Here is a 19,387-nt window from a genome sequence, read left to right as displayed (position 1 = left end):
CAAGGAGTCTGCCCATGAACGTGTCTGCCCTGCCGTTTGGCCTGACCTGCATGCTGCTGGTTGCGCCTTTGGCCCAGGCGTCCCCTTATGTCGACCTGATCGACTACCCGCATCAGGAGGCCAACTGGGACCGCTTCTTTGCCCTGGAAGGCCGTTTGCAGCATGGCTTCGATGCCATCTGTGGCGACACCTTCTGCGAGGGCGAATACAGCGATATCCGCGCCCTGCGCCTGCGCTGTTCGGTGGATGCGGTGCGGGGAACCGTGCATGAATGCCTGTGGGCATTCGCCGCCAGCGATCTGGAGGTGTCCCGCAACGATGGCGCGATCGTGGCCCGGCAACCGACCTGGCTGTGCCGCCTGCCGCTGGTGGCGGGAACCCCGGTGGAAGCCTTCCATGCCGCGCTCGCCGCGCGCAATCCACTGCATGACCCGCTGCCGGGGACCTCGCAGAGCGTCTATGACGGGCTGACCGGGTGCATCCATTGATGAGAACGTGACTGATTCTCATTAACGGAGTAGCATGCGCGGCGCCTTCCGTCTGTCGTCCCGGTTCCGCGCATGTCCTCCAATGCCGCCTCCCTCACCGAACTGCTGATCCGCGAGCGGCCCGCGCTGCTGCGCCGGGTGCAACGCATCCTGGGGGGCGACAACGGCGCCGAAGACGTGATCCAGGCAGTGTGGTTCAAGGCACGTGGCGTCGACGACAGCCAGGCCATCGACAACCCGCGCGCCTATCTGTACCGGCTGGCCGCCAACCTGGCCACCGACCATGGCCGCGAATCGACCCGGCGCAACCGTCTGCTGGCCGACCACTACCTGTGGGGGCCGGACGAGGTGATCTCGACCGAGGAGCAGGCGATGGCACAGGACGAGCTGCAGCGGGTGCTCGACGCGGCGGGACACCTGCCGGAGCCGACCCGCACCATCTTCCGGCTCAACCGCCTGCAGGGCCTGACCCAGGCCGAGATCGCCCGCCGTATGGGGGTGTCGGTGACTACCGTCGAGAACCATGTGCGCACCGCGCTGCAACGCCTGGCCTGGGCGCGCAGCGGCCGATGATCGCCCCGGCTTGGGGCTGGCCCTCGCTGAAACGTCTTGATCACTGGACCGCGGATGCGGTCTAGTTCCTCCGCCCGCGCTTGAATGCGCCTGTCCGCCAGCCGATGAGCCCGCCGAACACGCTGCCCGCCGCCAATGACGATGCCCTGGCCGAACAGGCCCGGGGCTGGATCGCGTGGCTGGCCTCGGGTGACATCGGCGAGGGGCGCATGCATGAGTTCGAACGCTGGCTGGCACAGCCGGGGCACCGTCGGGCCTTCGAGCACGAGCGCGCGCTGTGGCGCAGCGTCGGACCACGCCCGCAGGCCCGGCCCGCCGAACGCCGGCGCCCGCGGCGGCTGCGCTGGGCAATGGCCGCTGCAGCTGCGCTGGCGATGCTGGTGGCATGGCCGGAGGCCTGGTTGCGGCTACAGGCCGACCATCGCAGTACGCATGTCGTGCAGAACGTGCAACTGCCCGATGGCAGTCGAGCCGTGCTGGATGCGGACAGCGCGATCGCCGTGCGGTTTGATGCCGATGCACGCCGGATCGAGCTGCTGCGCGGGCGCGCCTGGTTCGAGGTCAGCCCGGATGCCCAGCGGCGTTTCAGCGTGCGCGCGGGCAATGGTGTGGTCGAGGACATCTCGACCGCGTTCTCCGTCGCACGCGACAACGATCAGGTGGAAACCCAGGTCGGACAGGGCAGGGTGCGCGTGGCCAGCCCGGCCGACGGTGGCTGGACCTACCTGCAGGTGGGACAGCGTGCGGTCTATGGCGAGCGCAGTGGCGTGACGCGTCTGGAAGATGTGGCGGCCGACAGTGTCGGCGCGTGGCGGCAGGGTGAACTGCTGCTGGAGCAGGCCACCGTCGCCGAGGCCGTGCAATGGGTCGGGCGCTATCGCGCTGGCCCGACCTTCGTGCGTGGCGATCTGTCGCAGCTGCCGGCCGTCAGTGCAGCATTGCGCATCGATCGCCCGGAGCAGGCGCTGGATGCGTTGGCGGCAACAGCAGGTCTTCGGGTTACTCGTCTTCCATTCGGCGTCGCCATCGTGCAGTAGATCCACGCCATGCGTGGATGACCGTCCCTGTGCCGACCAACGGTTGGCACCCACCGCTGCAAGCAGCCGACCAACGGTTGGCACCCACCGCGACCGCAAATCGCCCTTGGGGTTGCCACGCTTTCATCCGTCTTACTCGGCGAACGTACCAGCCGCCGCCAGTACGTCGCCGTGTCCGCCCGTGTTGCGGATGACGCCGCGCCCGCGGCACTGATTACCTGACAGGTTCCCCCATGTTCGATTTCCATCGTCCGGGCCGCATGCCGCGTCCGTCCCGCCTGTGCATCGCCCTGCTGGCGGCCGGCCTGGCCAGCGCCGCGCCGTCGGTACTGGCGCAGAACACCAGCGGTGACCACGCTGCCGTGCAGCGCTTCGATATCCCCGCGCAGCCACTGGACGAGGCGCTGCGCAGCTACATGCGCCAGTCCGGCGTGCAGGTCGTGTACCCGGCCACCCTGGCCCGGGGTGTGACCTCGCGTGCGGTCAGCGGCAGCCTGTCGGCCAGCGAGGCTTTGCAGCACCTGCTGCAGGGCAGTGGCCTGGCGGTGCGCCGGGTCAGTGCCGATGCGGTGACCCTGGAAGCGGCAGCGTCGGCGCAGGCCGACAGCGGTGTGATCGTCACCGATACGCTGAGCGTGGCCGGCGACCGTATCGACAGCGGCGCAACCAGCGACGAGGCGCGCCTGCTCGACGGCTATCGCAGCGTCGGCTCCACCACCACGCTCAACCGCACGCACCTGGAGCGATTCCGCGGTACGTCCAACGGCGACATCGTCAAGGGCGTGGCTGGCGTCACCGCCGGTGATCCGCGCGTGGGCAACGGCTTCGACGTCAACATCCGTGGCATCCAGGGCCAGGGCCGTGTGCCGGTGATCATCGACGGTGGCCAGTCCAGCATGGATACCTACCGTGGTTATGCCGGCCAGTCGCAGCGCACCTACCTCGACCCGGACCTGATCTCCAGCCTGACCATCACCAAGGGCCCGAGCCTGCAGGCCAACGCCTCCGGTGGCATCGGCGGCGTGGTCGAGATGGAGACGCTGAAGATCGGTGACGTGCTGCGCGAAGGCCCGGACTTCGGCGTGCGCGTGCGTGGCGGCCTGGCCAACAACAGCGCCAACAACCTGCCGTCCTACAGCGCCGCGCCGCGTACCGACCGCAGCGCCACCGGCAGCCAGTTCTTCAACGTGGCCGCTGCGGGACACTGGGATCGCTTCGATCTGGTTGCCGCCTACGCCTACCGCGACAACGGCAACTACTTCTCCGGCAAGCATGGCTACGATGACTTCCCGCAGACCCGGCGCACGCTGGCACCGCTGAATCCGCCGCGTACCGAGGTGTTCAATACCTCGGCGCGCTCGAAGTCGGCGCTGCTCAAGGGCACCTGGCGCATCGACGATGCACAGACCCTGGAAGCGGGCTACCGCCGCTACGAGGGCACCGCCGGCGAGATAATGGCCTCGCAGATCATCCGTGTGGATCGTGACCGCATTCCGCAATGGGACCCGGGCCACGTCGACATGGACAGCTATACCCTGCGCTATCGCTTCAACCCGGACAGCGAGCTGGTCGACCTGCGCGTCAACGCCACGTACACCGACACCGACAGCGTGATGTACAACAGCCTGACCGGCATCACCCCCTGGTACTTCGATCGCCGCACCGAGTGGTACGACGCGCCCAGCTTCAGTGGCGACCCCGGTTACAAGGATGCCTACCGCAATCCGCTGCGGCAGAAGCGCTTCGGCCTGGATGCCAGCAACACCTCGAAGTTCGATACCCACGCCGGTGCATTCACCCTCGACTACGGCCTGTCCTACAGCGATGAGGACATTGCACCGGGCAGTTCGGGGCCGGTCATGCACGATGACCTGATCAACAACCGCTTCCTGCGCAACGCCGAGCGCAAGGAATACAGTGCCGTGGCCTCGCTGAAGTGGCAGCCAGATGAGCATTGGGAACTGCTGGCGGGCGGCCGCTGGAACCGCGTGGATGTGCACGACCGCAACCGCCTGGCCACGCCCGATGCCTACGAGGTGCAGGGCCAGTACCGCTACACCGAGCTGCTCAATGGCAACCCGGCGCTGCCGTCGTGGCGGGCCAAGCGCATCGCGCTGCTGAACTGGTATCCGGACGCCAACGGCAATTTCACCCAGGAATCGCTGCTGGCTTCACCGTACAAGAAGGGTACGGTGGGCGACATCGGTGGCTGGAACTTCTACGACGCCGGCAAGGCGCAGGACCTGGAGGTGCCGGTCAGCTGGACCTGGTCGCAGCCGATCCGCCGTCGTGACACCGCGTTCTCGCCGACCGCCAGCGTGGCCTACCGCTTCAGCGAAGACACCATGGTCTATGTGAAGTACGCCGAAGGCACCAAGCTGCCGAGCCTGTTCGAGACCACGCTGGGCCTGTTCACCGCCGCCAAGCCGGTCGGCGAACTGAAGCCGGAGCGTGCGCGCAGCTGGGAAATCGGTGCCAGCACCATCCGCTACGATCTGTTCACTGCCGGCGACCGCCTGGCGCTGAAGCTGGCCTACTTCGATACCCGCATCGACGACCTGATCACTCGTGACTACCGCACGCTCTCGGCCGGCCTGATCCGCAACGTCGACCAGTTCAAGGTCTCGGGCATGGAGTTCCAGTCCAGCTATGACAGCGGCAAGGTATTTGCTGATCTGTCCGCGCACTATTACTTCAAGGCCAAGACCTGCGCGCCGGATATCGCTGCCGAGCGCCGCGCCTATGGTGCACAGCGCAGGAACGATGAGCTGGCCAACACGCCGAACTGCGTGGACGGCGGCTTCGAGGGCTCGTACACCAATACCCAGAACCCGCCGCGCTACATGGTCAACCTGACCCTGGGCTCGCGCCTGTTCGACGAGCGCCTGACCTTCGGTACCCGCGTGGTCCACAACGCCGGCCCGATCAGCAAGCTGGACAAGGACTGGAACGTGGGCCTGTCGGCGATCCAGCAGCTGTACCGGCCGACCACCCTGGTGGATCTGTTCGCCAACTGGAGCTTCAACGACCAGCTGTCGGTGGAAGCCGGCGTGGACAACCTGACCGACCGCTACTACCTGGACCCGCTTGCCCTGGGCGTGATGCCGGCCCCGGGCCGTACCGCGAGGCTGGCGCTGACCTGGAAGTATTGATCGTCGGGGTCGGATCCCTTTCCTGCAGAAAGGGCTCTGACCCCAGCGGGAGACAACGGTAGCGCCGGGCCATGCCCGGCGCCTTCCTCCAGCCAGTTACAGCCCGGTCGCCGCCTTAACGGCATCTTCGTGCAGCGACTCGTTCAGCTCATCCACCACCGTGGTCCATGCCGCATCGGCCTGCAGCGACTCGGACAGGAACTGGCGCTGGGCATCGTTCCAGTACGGCGCTTCGACCACTTCCACATCGGTGGCCAGCTGGTGTTCGCGGATGAAGCGGGCGATGCCCTCGGCGCTGGCATCCAGGCCCAGCTGCAGGAACAGGTTGGTCATGCGCGGTTCGGTGGTGATCATCGTCGGTTCCTGCGGGAAGAAGGGATACGCCATTATCGGTGCACATGGCCTTGGGGAAAGCCCCGTGGCGAACGTCTACAGCAGGACGACCCCCTTGGCATCCCCCATGAACGCACACATCGCCCCTGAAGACAGCCGCAGCCTGCGGCTCAAGGCCGCCACCCGCGACAGCCACGGCGCGTTGGACAAACGCATCATGGCCGGCGACATCTTCGCCGACCGCGGCAACTTCGCCCGTTTCCTGCGCGTGCAGTACCGCTTCCACCGCAGCATCGATGCGCTGTATGCCAACCCTGCGCTGGACGCACTGCTGCCCGATCTGGGCGAACGCCGCCGCCTGACCCAGGTGGCGCGCGACCTGCAGGATCTGGAGCAGACCCTGCCGGGGGCCGACATCGCGGCGTTGCCGTCCGATCTGGAGCTACCCGCCGCATTGGGGTGGCTGTATGTGGCCGAAGGCTCCAATCTCGGCGGCACCATTCTGTACAAGATGGCTGCCAAGCTCGGCCTGGACCGCGATTTTGGTGCCCGCCACCTGGCCGCACACCGGGATGGCGCGGCGCGCCACTGGCGTGAATTCACTGCTGCGCTGGATGCGGTGCCGCTGAGCGCCGAGCAGGAGCAGCAGGTGATCGATGCGGCCGATGCTGCGTTCCGCAGCGTGCACGGTCACGTTGAAGTGGAATTCGCCTGATGCACGCCTCCCGCCTATCGGCGCAACGCTGATGCGCTGGCTCTGGTTCGCGCTGGGCTGGGTGATGGTCGGCCTCGGGGTGATCGGCGCGCTGCTGCCGGTGATGCCGACCACCATCTTCCTGATCCTGGCCGTGGGTTGCTTCGCGCGCAGCTCGCCGAAGTTCGAGCAGCGCCTGCTGGCGCATCCACGCTACGGCCCGTCGTTGCGGCTGTGGCGCGAACAGGGCGCGGTGTCACGCAAGGGCAAGGCGTTCGCCAGCGCCGGCATGGCGGTGGGCTTCGCGCTGTTCTGCTGGGGCGCGCACCCGTCCTGGCGCCTGCTGCTGGGCGTGGGCCTGTTCTTCGCGGTCAGCGCCGGCTACGTGCTCAGTCGGCCCGCACCGCGGCTGGAGCCCAATCCGGTCGTGGAAGTGGACGACGCCAATGATCCGCGCGCGGCCCGCCGCCGCGCAGCGACACCTGATGCTGATGGAAACCGAGACGATGCTGCCTGCTGACCTGGCCCCCGTGGCCGCCCCCGCATTGACCCCGTGGGGCATGTACCTGGCCGCCGACGTGGTGGTGAAGACGGTGATGATCGCGCTGGCACTTGCCTCGCTGGCCACCTGGACCGTGCTGCTGTCCAAGGGCTGGGAGCTGGCCCGGCAGGGCCGGCAGCTGCGTGCAGCGCGCGCGCTGTTGCTGCAGGCGCCGAGCCTGCCCGGCGAGAGCGCCGACGCCAGTATGCAGCAGGGTACCGCACTCGCCATGCTGGACGCAGCGCGCACCGAACTGTGCCTGTCGCAGGAACTGGATAGCCGCGACGGCATCAAGGAGCGCGTGGCCTCGCGCCTGGACCGCATTGAACTGGAAACCGCGCGCGTGCAGCGACGCGGCATCGGCGTGCTCGCCAGCATCGGCGCGGTGGCGCCGTTCGTCGGCCTGTTCGGCACGGTGTGGGGCATCATGAACAGCTTCATCGGCATCGCGCACAGCAACACCACCAACCTGGCGGTGGTTGCGCCCGGCATCGCCGAGGCTCTGCTGGCGACCGCGCTGGGTCTGGTCGCAGCGATTCCCGCCGTGCTGGTCTACAACCACTTCAGCCGTGTACTGGCCGGCCTGCGGGGTCTGCTCGGTGATCTGTCGGCGGCCGTGCAGCAACTGGTTTCACGCGATCTCGATCGTGCCGTTCCGCGTACCGCAGCGGCGCCGCTGCGTGCGGTGCACTGAGGCGCGGCGATGGCGATCAGGACCGCGTCCGACCGCGACGATGTGCCGGAAGAAGCACACGAGATCAATGTCACGCCCTTCATCGACGTGATGCTGGTGCTGCTGATCATCTTCATGGTGGCCGCACCGCTGGCCACCGTGTCGGTGCCGGTGCAGCTGCCGGCCAGCAGCGCCAGCGCCACGCCGCCTGAACAGGCACCGGTGTACGTGACCGTGCAGGCCGATCTGTCGCTGCGCGTTGGCGAACAGGCCGTGGCGCGCGACGGCCTGGCGGCCGCATTGCAGGCGGCCACTCACAGTGACACTACGCAGCGCATCTTCCTGCGTGCCGATACCCGCGTGCCCTATGGCGAACTGATGGCCACGCTGGATGCGCTGCGAGCGGCCGGCTACCTGAAGGTGGCGCTGGTCGGCCTGGAGCAGGGCGCACGATGAGTGGACTGCGGCGCTGGGCGACCAGCCTGGCGATCGTGCTGCTGGTGCATGCGCTGTTGATCGGCGCGGCCTGCTGGTGGGCGGCCCGTGCGCCGGCGCTGACGGCTGCGGTTCCGCCTGCGGCGCTGATGCTGGAACTGGCGCCGATGGCACAGGCACCGCCGGTGCCGCCGCGCGAGGTCGCGACCGGGCCGCTGCAGCAGCAACAACAGCGGCAGGCGCCGACGCCGGCCGTGCGTGAACAACCCAAGGCGCCGGTGCAGCCGCAGGGTGACCTGCCGCCGCCGCGTACACCGGAGCCGACGCCGTCGCCGGACACCGCTGACGCCAATGTCGCGCAGACCAGCGCACCGCCGCAGGTGGCGGCTGATGCGGCCACACGCTACACCGCACCGCAGACCACGGCGGGTGAGCGCAGTCGTGCCGAGGCGACCTGGGAAGGACGCCTGCTCGGGCACCTGCAGAAACACCGCCGCTATCCGCGCCAGGCCGAGCGGCTGCGCCAGCAGGGTGTGGTCTACGTGCGCTTTGCGGTTGCCCGCGATGGCGCGGTCTTGGGGTTGAAGCTGGGCCGCAGCAGTGGCTTCGCGCTGCTCGACCAGGAGACGCTGGACACCGTGCAGCGGGCCAGCCCGGTACCGGCGCCGCCGGCCGAAGTGGCCGGCGACCCGGTGGAAGTGATGGTGCCGGTGTCGTTCTTCCTGCGCGGGCGGTGACCGCTTTGGTAGACCCGGCCCCATGCTCGACTGCTCTGCTCTTGCTGCCCTTGTAGAGTCGAGCTTGCTCGACTGCTCCTGCGGTGCGGGCCGGAAGCAGTCGAGCAAGCTCGACTCTACGGGTTTGCGCATGGTGTGGATCTACAGCAGCGGCACCAGCAGCAGCGCCACGATGTTGATGATCTTGATCAGCGGATTGATCGCCGGACCGGCGGTGTCCTTGTAGGGATCGCCGACGGTATCGCCGGTTACCGCCGCCTTGTGCGCCTCGCTGCCCTTGCCGCCGAAGTGGCCGTCCTCGATGTACTTCTTGGCGTTGTCCCAGGCGCCGCCGCCGGTGGTCATCGAGATGGCCACGAACAGGCCGGTCACGATCGTGCCGATCAGCAGGCCGCCCAGTGCGCGCGGCCCCAGCAGCAGGCCGACCACCACCGGCACAGCCACCGGCAGCAGCGAGGGCACGATCATTTCGCGGATCGCCGAGCGGGTCAGCATGTCCACCGCCTTGTCGTACTGCGGCTTGCCGGTGCCCTGCATGATGCCGGGGATCTCGCGGAACTGGCGCCGCACCTCTTCCACCACTGCACCGGCGGCGCGGCCGACCGCTTCCATCGCCATCGCACCGAACAGGTAGGGAATCAGGCCGCCGATCAGCAGTCCGATGATCACCGTGTGGTCGCTGAGGTCGAAGCGGAATTCCTGCCCCGGATGTGCTGCCTGCAGGTTATGGGTGTAGTCGGCGAACAGCACCAGTGCCGCCAGTGCCGCAGAGCCGATCGCATAACCCTTGGTCACTGCCTTGGTGGTGTTGCCCACCGCATCCAGCGGATCGGTGATGTCGCGGATCTCCGAGGGCAGCTCGGCCATCTCGGCGATGCCACCGGCGTTGTCGGTGATCGGTCCATAGGCATCGAGGGCGACGATCATGCCGGCCATCGACAGCATCGCGGTGGCGGCGATGGCGATGCCGTACAGGCCCCCAAGCGCGAACGCGCCCCAGATTGCCGCACACACCGCCACCACCGGTAGCGCGGTGGACTTCATGGAAATGCCAAGGCCGGCGATGATGTTGGTGCCATGCCCAGTGGTCGAGGCCTGTGCCACGTGCTGCACCGGCTTGTACTGGGTGCCGGTGTAGTACTCGGTGATCCACACGATCAGGCCGGTCAGCACCAGCCCGATCAACGCGCAGCCATACAGCGCCATCGGCCCATGCACGTTGTCACTCATCAACCCGGTGGTGATCGGGTAGAACGCGATGGCGGCCAGAACGCCGGAGACGATCACGCCCTTGTACAGCGCCCCCATGATCGAGCTGCCCCGGCCACTACCCGGTTCGCCCACCTTGACGAACAGCGCGCCGATGATCGAGGCGATGATCGACACGCCGCCCAGCACCAGCGGATACAACACCGCATTGGCGCCGGCCTCGGCCAGCATCAGGCTGCCCAGCAGCATGGTGGCGATGACGGTGACCGCATACGTCTCGAACAGGTCGGCGGCCATGCCGGCGCAGTCGCCGACGTTGTCACCGACGTTGTCGGCGATCACCGCCGGGTTGCGCGGGTCGTCCTCGGGAATGCCGGCTTCGACCTTGCCAACCAGGTCGGCACCGACGTCCGCGCCCTTGGTGAAGATGCCGCCGCCCAGGCGCGCGAAGATCGAGATCAGCGAGGAGCCGAAGGCCAGGCCGACCAGGGCATGCAGCGCCTGTTCCATCGGCAGGCCCATGCGCAGCAGCAGCGCGTAGTAACCGGCCACGCCCAGCAGGCCCAGACCGACCACCAGCATGCCGGTGATCGCACCGCCGCGGAAGGCGACGTCCATCGCCGCGCTGATGCCGTGGCGGGCAGCTTCGGCGGTGCGCACGTTGGCGCGTACCGACACGTTCATGCCGATATAGCCGGCCGCGCCGGACAGCACCGCACCGACCGCGAATCCAATCGCGGTGTACCAGCTGAGGAAGATGCCGACCAGCACGAACAGCACCACACCGGCCACGCCGATGGTCAGGTACTGGCGGTTGAGGTAGGCACGCGCACCTTCCTGGATCGCGGTGGCGATCGCGATCATGCGTTCATTGCCGGTGGGTTGGCGCAGGATCCAGCGCGCCGAGACGATTCCGAACAGGATCGCGAGAATGGCGCAGCCCAGCGCCAATGACAGCCCGTGACGTTCCAGCATTAGACCCCTCCGCAGAATGGATGTAGGCATCCAGTGGCGATGAACGGCACCACGAGGGGGACGACGGGCTGCAGCCTGGAACCAACCCGTACCGACCTTGGTGGTCGTCCGACGTATGGCGGTGTTCAGCATTCCCTGGTGCCCGCAGTATGCGTGCCGCGCACTGTAGAGTCGAGCCGTGCTCGACTGGTTTTTACGAGCCCCGCCGCATGCCGCCAGTCCATGGGCATGATTCGGAAGCCGCAGGCCTTTTCACCCCGTTAAGCCAGCCTCTGCAAGCCTGCGCTCAGTCCCGTAGGAGATTCCCCATGCGCCTGTCCCTGTTGATGCTTGCCGCCCTGGTCCCGGCCGTACCGGCACTCGCCGCGGAAACCCCGGAGCTGCAGCGCGCCGTGGGTGCCCCCCAGGCCGTGGGCGCGGTGCACACCCTGCGGCAGATTCCCGAGGCCTGCGCGCGCCTGGAAGGTGCCTTCACCGGTCAGGCGGCCGAGCCGTATCGCTTCGCGCCGGTGCGGACCAGCGAGCAGTGCCAGCCGCGCGCGCGTTTCGTCGACTATGCCAAGGCGCAGCCAAGCGCCGACAAGGGCTGGAAGCTCAATGATGTGATCCGCGTACCCAATGCCGCGTGCCCGGCGCAGCAGGCGGTAGTGCGGGTGTGGCGCCTGCCGTCGAGCAACAAGGTCGAGCTGGACGGGCAGGGCCAGTCGCGCATCTATCTGGAAGAGGCCAAGAAGCAGGCCGCCGCCGGCCAGATTCCGCAGGTGACGATGTTCGCCGCGCAGCTGCAGATGGAAGGCAAGGCCTGCAATTGAAATTGCGTGGGCGATGTACCCGCGCGGTCATCCACGCATAGTGCCGGCCGCTGGCCGGCAACCCTGCGATCTTCACTCCGCCAGCGTCGCCCCGCGCGCCACCAGCAGCTCGCGCAGGGCGCTGCGATGGCAATGCGCTTCATCCTCGCAGTAGCACCCCACGCTGATGTCGCTGTGTTGTGACATCGCGGCCAGCAGGTCCAGCGCGTGGGTCGCATCGGGCGCCTTCATCTCGGCCCTGTAGTGGCGGAAGAACGCATTCCAGTCGGCCGCGGTTTTTGCCTCGTGCGCCTGCTTCACCAGTTCCGCGCTGGGTGACAGGGTCGGGAACCAGACGTCGTACCAGTCCAGTGTCGCGAATTCGCTGCGTGGTACGCCGCGCGGTGGTCGTCGCACGGTACCGATGCGCAGGCCCTCGCCGGGAGCGCGCGGCGTACCCAGTCGAACAACTCGCAGTGCCAAGGTGTGCCTCCACTAAAAAGGGGACGGAGGGGATTAAGTCGTATCCGACCCACTGCTGACGCTGTAGGAGATGACGGAGGGGCGTATACGACTTAATCCCCTCCGTCCCCTTTTTCGGCTCAGCCCTCGAAGGCCGGCAGCTTCTGCTTCACGGCCACGTTCTTCAGCGTCACGTACTTCGGCAGGCCGTCGGTGCCGTACGGCAGCGGGGCTTCGCCCTTGATCAGCGGCGACAGGTAGGCGCGTGCCTTGGCGGTGATGCCGAAGCCATCGCGGCGGATGAAGCCGGCCGGCATCTTCTTCTCGTGGTTGGCGATCTTCGACAGCGGCGCCGCTTCGATCTTCCAGCGATAGGGCGCATCGCTGCTGCGCACGATCACCGGCATCACACCGTTCTGGCCCTTCATTGCCAGCTGCACGGCGGCCTTGCCGACCGCCTGCGCCTGCTCCCAGTCGGTCTTGCTGGCCAGGTGGCGGGCCGAGCGCTGCAGGTAGTCGGGCAGCGCCCAGTGCACCTTCAGGCCCAGCTGGTCCTTGACCCGGCCGGCCAGGTGCGCGGCCACGCCGCCCAGCTGCGAGTGACCGAACGAGTCCTTGCCGCCGCCCGCGTCGGCGACGAAGCGGCCATCGGCGGTGGCGATGCCTTCCGACGCCACCACCACGCAGTACCCGACGCGCTCGACCACCGCCTTGACCTTGGCCAGGAACGCCGCTTCGTCATAGGCGCGTTCGGGCAGCAGGATGATGTGCGGGGCCTCGTCATCGCCATTGCCGGCCAGGCCGGCGGCCGCCGCCAGCCAACCGGCATGGCGACCCATCGCCTCGTAGATGAAGACGCGGGTGGAGGTCTCTGCCATTGCCGCCACGTCCAGCGCCGCCTCGCGCACCGACACGGCGGTGTACTTGGCCGCCGAGCCGAAGCCGGGGCAGGTGTCGGTCACCGCCAGGTCGTTGTCGATGGTCTTGGGTACACCGATGCAGGTCAGGTCATAGCCGGAGGCCTTGGCCAGCTGCGAGACCTTCAGCGCGGTGTCGGCCGAGTCGTTGCCGCCGTTGTAGAGGAACCAGCGCACGTCGTGCGCGCGCAGCACTTCCAGCAGGCGGTCGTAGCGGGCACGGTCGGCATCCAGCGATTTCAGCTTGACCCGGCACGAACCGAAGGCGCCGCCCGGGGTATGGGCCAGCGCGCGGATCGCGGCGGCACTCTCTTTGCTGGTGTCGATCAGCTCCTCGCGCAGGGCGCCGAGGATGCCGTTGCGGGCGGCCAGAACCTTGATGCCCTTGGCCCGGGCCTGCTCGATCACCGCCGCCGCCGTGGCGTTGATGACCGCGGTGACACCGCCGGACTGGGCGTAGAGGAGAGTACCGTTGCGCATGCTTCTACCTGCTCGGGGGAGGGGACATTGCAGGGACATTACCCGGATGCGGTAAAGTGGCGCTATTGCGGTGCAGCGATACCGGTCCGTCCGGGACGCGAACCTTCTTTGTTTTCAACACGTTGGAGTCAGGTCAATGCGATTGGTTCTGTTGGGACCGCCCGGTTCGGGCAAGGGGACACAGGCGACGCGCCTGAAGGAAAAGCTGGGGATCGCCCACATTTCGACCGGTGACATGCTGCGCGCGGAAATCGCCGCGGGCACGGAGCTGGGCAAGCAGGCCAAGACGGTGATGGATGCCGGCAACCTGGTGTCGGACGACATCCTGCTGGGCATGCTGGAGTCGCGCCTGACCCAGGCCGATGTCGCCAAGGGCTTCATCCTCGATGGCTACCCGCGCAATGTGGCCCAGGCCAATGCGATGGACGGCCTGCTGGCCAAGATCGGCCAGCCGCTGGATGCCGTGGTGCAGCTGGACGTGGCCACCGAGCTGCTGGTCGAGCGCATCGCCGGTCGTGCCAAGGAACAGGGCCGCGCCGATGACACGCCGGAAGCGGTGCGCCAGCGCCTGCAGGTCTACAACGACCAGACCGCCCCGGTGGTCGACTTCTACGCCGGCCGTGGCACCCTGGCCCGCGTCGACGGCGTCGGTGAGCTGGACGAGATCGAAGCCCGCATCCTGGCGGCGATCAAGGGTTGATCCTGCAGGGCCGGTGCACTGCCGGTCCTTCGGGCGCAAAAAGCACAGGCCTGGTCCGCGAGGACCAGGCCTGTGTCGTTTGATAGGCGCCAGCAGAGGGCTTGCTCAGGGCCCCGCAGCATGAGCTCCCTTGGGGATGGCCTCTTGGGGAGTAGGACCGGTTCGGGTACTGCGGCTGGCAGTTCGAATTGTGTCCGGGTTCACAGAACATCGCTATCGGGATTTCCCTGACAGATGATTGGAGTTTTCTCACATCCTGTGTAGGACTTGTCTTACCCCGGATCGGACATTGGCCCTATACAGCCGTCATCGGTCACAATCCTCGGTCATGAGCAGCGTACATATCCTTGCAATCGCCGGCACCTTCATGGGCGGCGTGGCCGCCCTGGCGCGGGAACTGGGCCATACGGTCAGCGGCAGCGACCAGGCCATCTATCCGCCGATGTCGACCCAGCTCGAACAGCTGGGTATCACCCTGGACCAGGGTTACCGCGCCGACAGCGTGCCGGCCGGCACCGACGAGGTGGTGATCGGCAACGCGCTCTCGCGCGGCAACCCGGCCGTGGAGGCCGTGCTCGACGCCGGCCAGCGCTACATCTCCGGCGCCCAGTGGCTGTCCGAACAGGTGCTGCCGGGCCGCGACACCCTGGCCGTGGCCGGTACCCACGGCAAGACCACCACCACCACCATCCTCACCTGGCTGCTGGAAAGCGCCGGTCGTTCACCCGGTTTCCTGATCGGCGGCGTAGCCGAGGATTTCGGCGTCTCCGCCCGCCTGGGCCAGGGCCGCGAGTTCGTGGTCGAGGCCGACGAGTACGACACCGCCTTCTTCGACAAGCGCAGCAAGTTCGTGCACTACCGGCCGCTGGTGGCCATCCTCAACAACCTTGAATACGACCACGCCGATATCTTCCCCGACGTGGCCGCGATCCAGCGCCAGTTCCACCATCTGGTGCGCACGGTGCCGGCGCGTGGCCGACTGATCGTCAACGGCGAGGATCAGCATCTGGCCGAAGTGCTGGCGATGGGCTGCTGGACGCCGGTCGAACGCTTCGGATTCGATCCGTCGCTGGAATGGCATGCCGAGCTGCTGGCCGCCGATGGCAGCGCCTTCCGCGTGCATCACCGCGGGCAGGCAATGGGCGATGTGCAGTGGTCGCTTCTGGGCCGTCACAACGTGCTCAACGGCCTGGCCGCGCTGGCCGCCGCGCATGCAGTGGGCGTGGCGCCGGCCGAGGTGATTCCGGCGCTGGCGCGCTTCCGCAGCGTCAAGCGCCGCATGGAAGTGATCGGCCAGCATGACGGCATCACCATTTACGACGACTTCGCCCATCACCCGACCGCGATCGCCACCACATTGGAAGGCCTGCGTGCCAAGGTGGGTGATGCGCGCATCGTGGTCGCGATGGAGCCGCGCAGCAATTCGATGCGACTGGGCGCACACGCTCAGGCGCTGGCTCCGTCGCTGGCGCTGGCCGATGAAGTGGTGTTCCTGCATCGCCCGGAACTGGCCTGGGATGCCGCTGCGGTGATCGCCGCGGTGCGTGGCGAAGCGCACGCGGTGCCCGATACCGACGCGTTGCTGGCGCAATTGCAGGCCAGCGCGTGCAGTGGTGACCACGTGGTGTTCATGTCCAACGGTGGCTTCGACGGTGCACCGCGCCGTTTCCTGGCCGCGCTGCAGGCCCGATGAGCGTCGACGGTTCGCTGCCGCTGTTTCCGCTGCACACCACGCTGGTGCCGGGTGCAGCGGTGGGCCTGCGTGTATTCGAGCGGCGCTACCTGGACCTGGTCCGCGACAGCGGCCGCAGTGGTGAAGGCTTTGGTGTCTGCCTGATCCTCGACGGCCAGGAAGTGGGAGCCCCGGCGACACCGGCAGCGTATGGCGTGCAGGTACGCATCGAAGACTTCGATGTCGGCGCAGACGGCGTGCTGCAGTTGCGCCTGCGTGGCACCCGCCGCTTCCATGTCGAGCGCACCCGCGTGCGCGACAACGGCCTGGTGGTAGCCGACGTGCGTTGGTGCGATGAAGACCCCGATGACGAACTGCGGCCGCAGCATGCGCTGCTGGCCACGGTGCTGGGGCACATCATCGAACAGGCCGGCGAGGCCTATGCGCCGGCCAACCCGGCGTTGCTGGACCAGGCCAGCTGGGTCGGCTGGCGGCTGGCCGAACTGCTGCCACTGAGCGAGCAGCAGCGCCTGCAGCTGCTGCAGATGGATGACCCGCACCAGCGATTGCAGCAGTTGCTGGGCTGGATGCCGTAACCGGAAAACGCCAACCAAGGTTGGCCACTACCAGAGCGCAGCGGAACCGGGAAACGCCAACCAGGGTTGGCGACAGCCAGAGCGCACCGGAACCGGTAGCTGCCAACCTTGGTTGGCGGCCTTTTCCCGAAGCGCCAACCAAGGTTGGCGACTACCAGAGAAGCACCGGCTCGATCACGGCATGGTCTTCAACCGCAACACCGGCAGCCCGGTTTCGCTGTGCACATCCTCCCGCTGCGGCAGGTCCTGCACGGCGTCCTTCACCGCGTTCAACGCCGGGTCGACACCACGCAGCGGGTGCCACATGCCGATCCATTCGAAGTGGCGCTCGTAACGCAGGGTCTGTGCACTGCCCAGCCACAGCGGCGTGTTGCCCGGCTGCAGCTGCGCGGGTGCCGGCCACAAGCGCAGCACATAGCGCTCATCCGGCTGCGCGCCCTGGCGCACCATCAGCAGTGCTTCCACGCGGGTATCCAGCGTTGCCGGCAACACCGGCAGCTCGTCGGCGCCGGTGTTCTTGTCCAGCATCAGCAGCGCCTGCTGCCAGCCGGCCTGCTCCTGCCGCTTCCAGCCGCGGGCTTCCAGCTGCGCCTGCAGCGGCGCCAGCGGGCCCGCCACCTGCACGTCCAGCGGCCAGCGCTGGTCGTCGTCGAACTCGTTGCGGCGCGCCGGCAGCGTGGCCCAGTCGTGCTGCCACCAGGCTTGCGCATCCATCGCCTGCGGTGCCGGCAGGGTCGGCTCGAACCGCTCCAGCTTCACCGGAATGTGGCGCGGCGCGTACCACATCGCCGCCACGGCGAATACGCCGTAGAACAGCCAGGCCACCGGCTTCACCCAGAACGAGCGGTTGAAGCGGCGGCGGTAGGCGATGCCCAGCACCAGCAGCCAGAACGTGCCGAACAGCATGCCGCCGATCACATCGCTCAGCCAATGCGCGCCCAGGTACAGGCGCGAGAAGCCGATCAGGCTGACCACGATGCCCGACACCAGGTACGGCCAGACGCGGGTGCGACCGGGCATCTCGCGGGCGATCAGCACCGCGAAGAAACCGAAGGTGATGGTGGCCATGGTCACCGACACCGACGGGAAGCCAAAGCCGCTGCTGGCATCGACCGGGCGCACCACATCCACGGTGGCACCGAGCAGCATGGTCAGCGCCAGGCCGAAGGCAAGCGCGGCCAGCCAGTGCGCGGCTGCCATCCAGCGCCGGCGCCAGATCAGATAGCCCATCGCCGCCGCGGTGGCCGGCAGCAGTACCTGCCAGGCGCCCAGCGATGCCAGCGCGGCCATCGGGTAGTCGGCCAGCGGATTGCGCAGCGCCAGCATGGCCTGGTGCACCAGCAGGTCGATGGCCAGCGGCTCGCCGTGTGCGACCACCACGGTCAGTAACGCGAACCAGCCCCAGCCCAGTACCAGCAGCATCAACGCCAGCATCGCCAGCGGCACCGATTCGCGGCGCTTGGGATCAAGCACGCCGACGGTGTAGCGGCCCAGCGTTGGGTGGCGGTTGGACCAGTCCAGCAGGCGTGCCAGCCAGTTGTCCATGCGCGCGGCCGACCAGCGATAGCCGTACAGAACGATGGCCCAGACCAGGCCGAGGATCACCGCCAGCAGGCCGACCACCACCACCAGACGCCCGGCCACCGCCGCGACTGCGTCGTAAGCTTCGCCAAGAATCCAGCCCGGCGCCAGGAACAGTACGGCCCAGGAGATGCTGGCGATGCCGCTGGCCTGCACGTAACGGCTGGCGGGCATCTTCATCATGCCGGCGATGGCCGGCACGAACGGTCGGATCGCGCCGACGTAGCGTGCGATCAGGATGCTCTTGAAGGCATTGCGGCGGAACAGGTTCTCGCCGCGGTCGAGCAGCTGCGGGTAGCGGCTGAACGGCCACACGCCGCGCAGGCGGTCACCCCAGCGTCGGCCGATCCAGTAACTGATACCGTCGCCGGCAAATGCGCCCAGGGCTGCAGCCGCCACCGCGTACGGCCCGGAGATCTGGCCCAGGCCGATGAACACGCCCACCGCGAACAGCAGCGGCAGCGCCGGCACGATGGCGCCAAGAATGATCACCGCATCGCAGAAGGCGATGAGGAAGATAACGGCACCCGCCAGCACGGGGTGAGCGGCAATCCACGCGAGCGTGGCGTCGATCCATGAAGAGTCCATTGCCCGATTATAGGGGCGTGAAGGTGACTGGTTCCCAGCCGCTTCGTGACCGTTTGCAACCGGCGCCTTCGCCTAGAATGGCCCCATGCCGCATACTCCAGACGCTCCACCGCATGCTTTGAAGGCCGACAGCTTCGGCCAGATCCTTCTTGTGAAAGGGCCCGATGGCCCCTTCGTGCGCCGTGATCTGGGCGCCACGCCGCTGTGGCTGCGGCTGCCGGCCTGGTGGCTGGCCCGCCGGGAAGCACGCGCGCTGCGCCACATCCACGGCATGGCCGATGTGCCGCAGCTGCTGGCGTGGGATGGCCGTCATCTCGATCGCAGTTTCATGGCCGGCGACGCCATGTACCAGCGTCCACCACGCGGTGACCTGGCCTGGTTCCGCTCGGCGCGTCGGCTGCTGCAGCAGCTGCACCGCAATGGCGTGGCCCACAACGATCTGGCCAAGGAAGCCAACTGGCTGGTCACCGAAGACGGTCGTCCGGCGCTGATCGACTTCCAGCTGGCGGTGATCGGCAACCCGCGCTCGCGCTGGATGCGGCTGCTGGCCCGCGAGGACCTGCGCCACCTGCTCAAGCACAAGCGCATGTATTGCCGCGAGTCGCTCACCCCGGTGGAGAAGCGCGTGCTCAAGCGCACCTCGTGGGTGCGCGAACTGTGGTTCGCCACCGGCAAGCCAGTCTACCGCTTCGTCACCCGGCGCATCCTGCATTGGGAAGACAACGAAGGGCAGGGGCCGAAGCCGTGAGCAGT

Annotated in this window: 19 protein-coding genes; 14 read left to right on the top strand and 5 right to left on the bottom strand. The window is 67.6% G+C overall.

The features are described from left to right. Window positions 1-14 precede the first annotated feature (14 nt). From ACZK33_RS19340 to ACZK33_RS19325, 4 genes are all read left to right on the top strand, one after another. The gene (locus ACZK33_RS19340) at window positions 15-488 is read left to right on the top strand and encodes a hypothetical protein (protein ID WP_197616267.1); all 474 of its coding nucleotides are present in this window, start codon (window positions 15-17) and stop codon (window positions 486-488) included. Between the two features lie 72 nt (window positions 489-560). Further along, on the top strand, window positions 561-1,061 hold the full coding sequence (locus ACZK33_RS19335; protein WP_423175180.1) for an RNA polymerase sigma factor: 501 nt from the start codon (window positions 561-563) through the stop codon (window positions 1,059-1,061). A gap of 104 nt (window positions 1,062-1,165) precedes the next feature. Beyond that, window positions 1,166-2,098: a FecR family protein gene (locus ACZK33_RS19330; protein WP_423175181.1), complete on the top strand. Its 933-nt coding sequence runs from the start codon at window positions 1,166-1,168 to the stop codon at window positions 2,096-2,098. Window positions 2,099-2,331: 233 nt separating this feature from the next. Then, window positions 2,332-5,250 carry a TonB-dependent receptor gene (locus tag ACZK33_RS19325; protein WP_423175182.1) on the top strand — a complete coding sequence of 973 codons (2,919 nt, stop codon included), beginning with the start codon at window positions 2,332-2,334 and terminating at the stop codon, window positions 5,248-5,250. Window positions 5,251-5,346: 96 nt separating this feature from the next. Here the strand turns inward: ACZK33_RS19325 and ACZK33_RS19320 are convergent, their stop codons facing one another. After that, window positions 5,347-5,604, bottom strand: a complete 258-nt coding sequence (locus ACZK33_RS19320) for a DUF2789 domain-containing protein (RefSeq protein WP_006390068.1) — start codon at window positions 5,602-5,604, stop codon at window positions 5,347-5,349. 106 nt (window positions 5,605-5,710) lie between these two features. Between ACZK33_RS19320 and ACZK33_RS19315 the strand changes: the two genes are divergently transcribed. The 5 genes from ACZK33_RS19315 to ACZK33_RS19295 are packed head-to-tail and all read left to right on the top strand — an operon-like array spanning window position 5,711 to window position 8,663. Next, window positions 5,711-6,298: a biliverdin-producing heme oxygenase gene (locus ACZK33_RS19315; RefSeq protein WP_423175183.1), complete on the top strand. Its 588-nt coding sequence runs from the start codon at window positions 5,711-5,713 to the stop codon at window positions 6,296-6,298. A 31-nt stretch (window positions 6,299-6,329) separates the two neighbouring features. Next, a complete protein-coding gene (locus ACZK33_RS19310; protein ID WP_253145186.1) occupies window positions 6,330-6,797 on the top strand; it encodes a YbaN family protein in 468 nt (155 codons plus the stop codon). Further along, on the top strand, window positions 6,784-7,512 hold the full coding sequence (gene exbB / locus ACZK33_RS19305; RefSeq protein WP_423175184.1) for a tonB-system energizer ExbB: 729 nt from the start codon (window positions 6,784-6,786) through the stop codon (window positions 7,510-7,512). The genes ACZK33_RS19310 and exbB overlap by 14 nt, the downstream gene beginning before the upstream one ends. A gap of 9 nt (window positions 7,513-7,521) precedes the next feature. Beyond that, window positions 7,522-7,947 (top strand): TonB system transport protein ExbD, encoded by a 426-nt coding sequence (gene exbD / locus ACZK33_RS19300; RefSeq protein ID WP_134951973.1) that lies wholly within the window; start codon window positions 7,522-7,524, stop codon window positions 7,945-7,947. Next, the gene (locus ACZK33_RS19295) at window positions 7,944-8,663 is read left to right on the top strand and encodes an energy transducer TonB (protein ID WP_423175185.1); all 720 of its coding nucleotides are present in this window, start codon (window positions 7,944-7,946) and stop codon (window positions 8,661-8,663) included. Before exbD ends, ACZK33_RS19295 begins: the two co-directional genes overlap by 4 nt. Before the next feature lie 141 nt (window positions 8,664-8,804). On the opposite strand, the gene ACZK33_RS19290 is transcribed toward ACZK33_RS19295, so the two are convergent. Beyond that, window positions 8,805-10,847, bottom strand: a complete 2,043-nt coding sequence (locus ACZK33_RS19290; protein ID WP_423175186.1) for a sodium-translocating pyrophosphatase — start codon at window positions 10,845-10,847, stop codon at window positions 8,805-8,807. Between the two features lie 308 nt (window positions 10,848-11,155). On the opposite strand from ACZK33_RS19290, the gene ACZK33_RS19285 reads away from it, so the two are divergent. Then, window positions 11,156-11,659, top strand: a complete 504-nt coding sequence (locus tag ACZK33_RS19285; RefSeq protein WP_032128388.1) for a hypothetical protein — start codon at window positions 11,156-11,158, stop codon at window positions 11,657-11,659. A gap of 72 nt (window positions 11,660-11,731) precedes the next feature. Here the strand turns inward: ACZK33_RS19285 and ACZK33_RS19280 are convergent, their stop codons facing one another. Together ACZK33_RS19280 and ACZK33_RS19275 are read right to left on the bottom strand one after the other, a co-directional pair. After that, on the bottom strand, window positions 11,732-12,121 hold the full coding sequence (locus ACZK33_RS19280) for a DUF488 domain-containing protein (RefSeq protein WP_423175187.1): 390 nt from the start codon (window positions 12,119-12,121) through the stop codon (window positions 11,732-11,734). A 119-nt stretch (window positions 12,122-12,240) separates the two neighbouring features. Then, a complete protein-coding gene (locus tag ACZK33_RS19275) occupies window positions 12,241-13,497 on the bottom strand; it encodes a 6-phosphofructokinase (protein WP_423175188.1) in 1,257 nt (418 codons plus the stop codon). Window positions 13,498-13,633: 136 nt separating this feature from the next. On the opposite strand from ACZK33_RS19275, the gene ACZK33_RS19270 reads away from it, so the two are divergent. The 3 genes from ACZK33_RS19270 (at window position 13,634) to ACZK33_RS19260 (ending at window position 16,465) form a co-directional block, all read left to right on the top strand. Beyond that, complete coding sequence (locus ACZK33_RS19270; RefSeq protein WP_032128385.1) at window positions 13,634-14,197, top strand: adenylate kinase; 564 nt, start codon at window positions 13,634-13,636, stop codon at window positions 14,195-14,197. Window positions 14,198-14,525: 328 nt separating this feature from the next. Next, complete coding sequence (gene mpl / locus ACZK33_RS19265; RefSeq protein ID WP_423175189.1) at window positions 14,526-15,890, top strand: UDP-N-acetylmuramate:L-alanyl-gamma-D-glutamyl-meso-diaminopimelate ligase; 1,365 nt, start codon at window positions 14,526-14,528, stop codon at window positions 15,888-15,890. Next, window positions 15,887-16,465, top strand: a complete 579-nt coding sequence (locus ACZK33_RS19260; protein WP_010484006.1) for an LON peptidase substrate-binding domain-containing protein — start codon at window positions 15,887-15,889, stop codon at window positions 16,463-16,465. Before mpl ends, ACZK33_RS19260 begins: the two co-directional genes overlap by 4 nt. Before the next feature lie 174 nt (window positions 16,466-16,639). Here the strand turns inward: ACZK33_RS19260 and ACZK33_RS19255 are convergent, their stop codons facing one another. After that, a complete protein-coding gene (locus ACZK33_RS19255) occupies window positions 16,640-18,634 on the bottom strand; it encodes a bifunctional DedA family/phosphatase PAP2 family protein (protein WP_423175190.1) in 1,995 nt (664 codons plus the stop codon). An 85-nt stretch (window positions 18,635-18,719) separates the two neighbouring features. Here ACZK33_RS19255 and ACZK33_RS19250 point away from each other — a divergent pair, with 85 nt between their 5' ends. Beyond that, a complete protein-coding gene (locus ACZK33_RS19250) occupies window positions 18,720-19,382 on the top strand; it encodes a serine/threonine-protein kinase (protein ID WP_049400706.1) in 663 nt (220 codons plus the stop codon). The last annotated feature ends 5 nt before the right edge of the window (window positions 19,383-19,387 follow it).

The sequence above is a fragment of the Stenotrophomonas sp. 86156_Sma genome, assembly GCF_056481625.1.
Note: the sequence above shows the minus strand (reverse complement) of the source record. Positions and strands in the feature narration are given on the sequence as shown.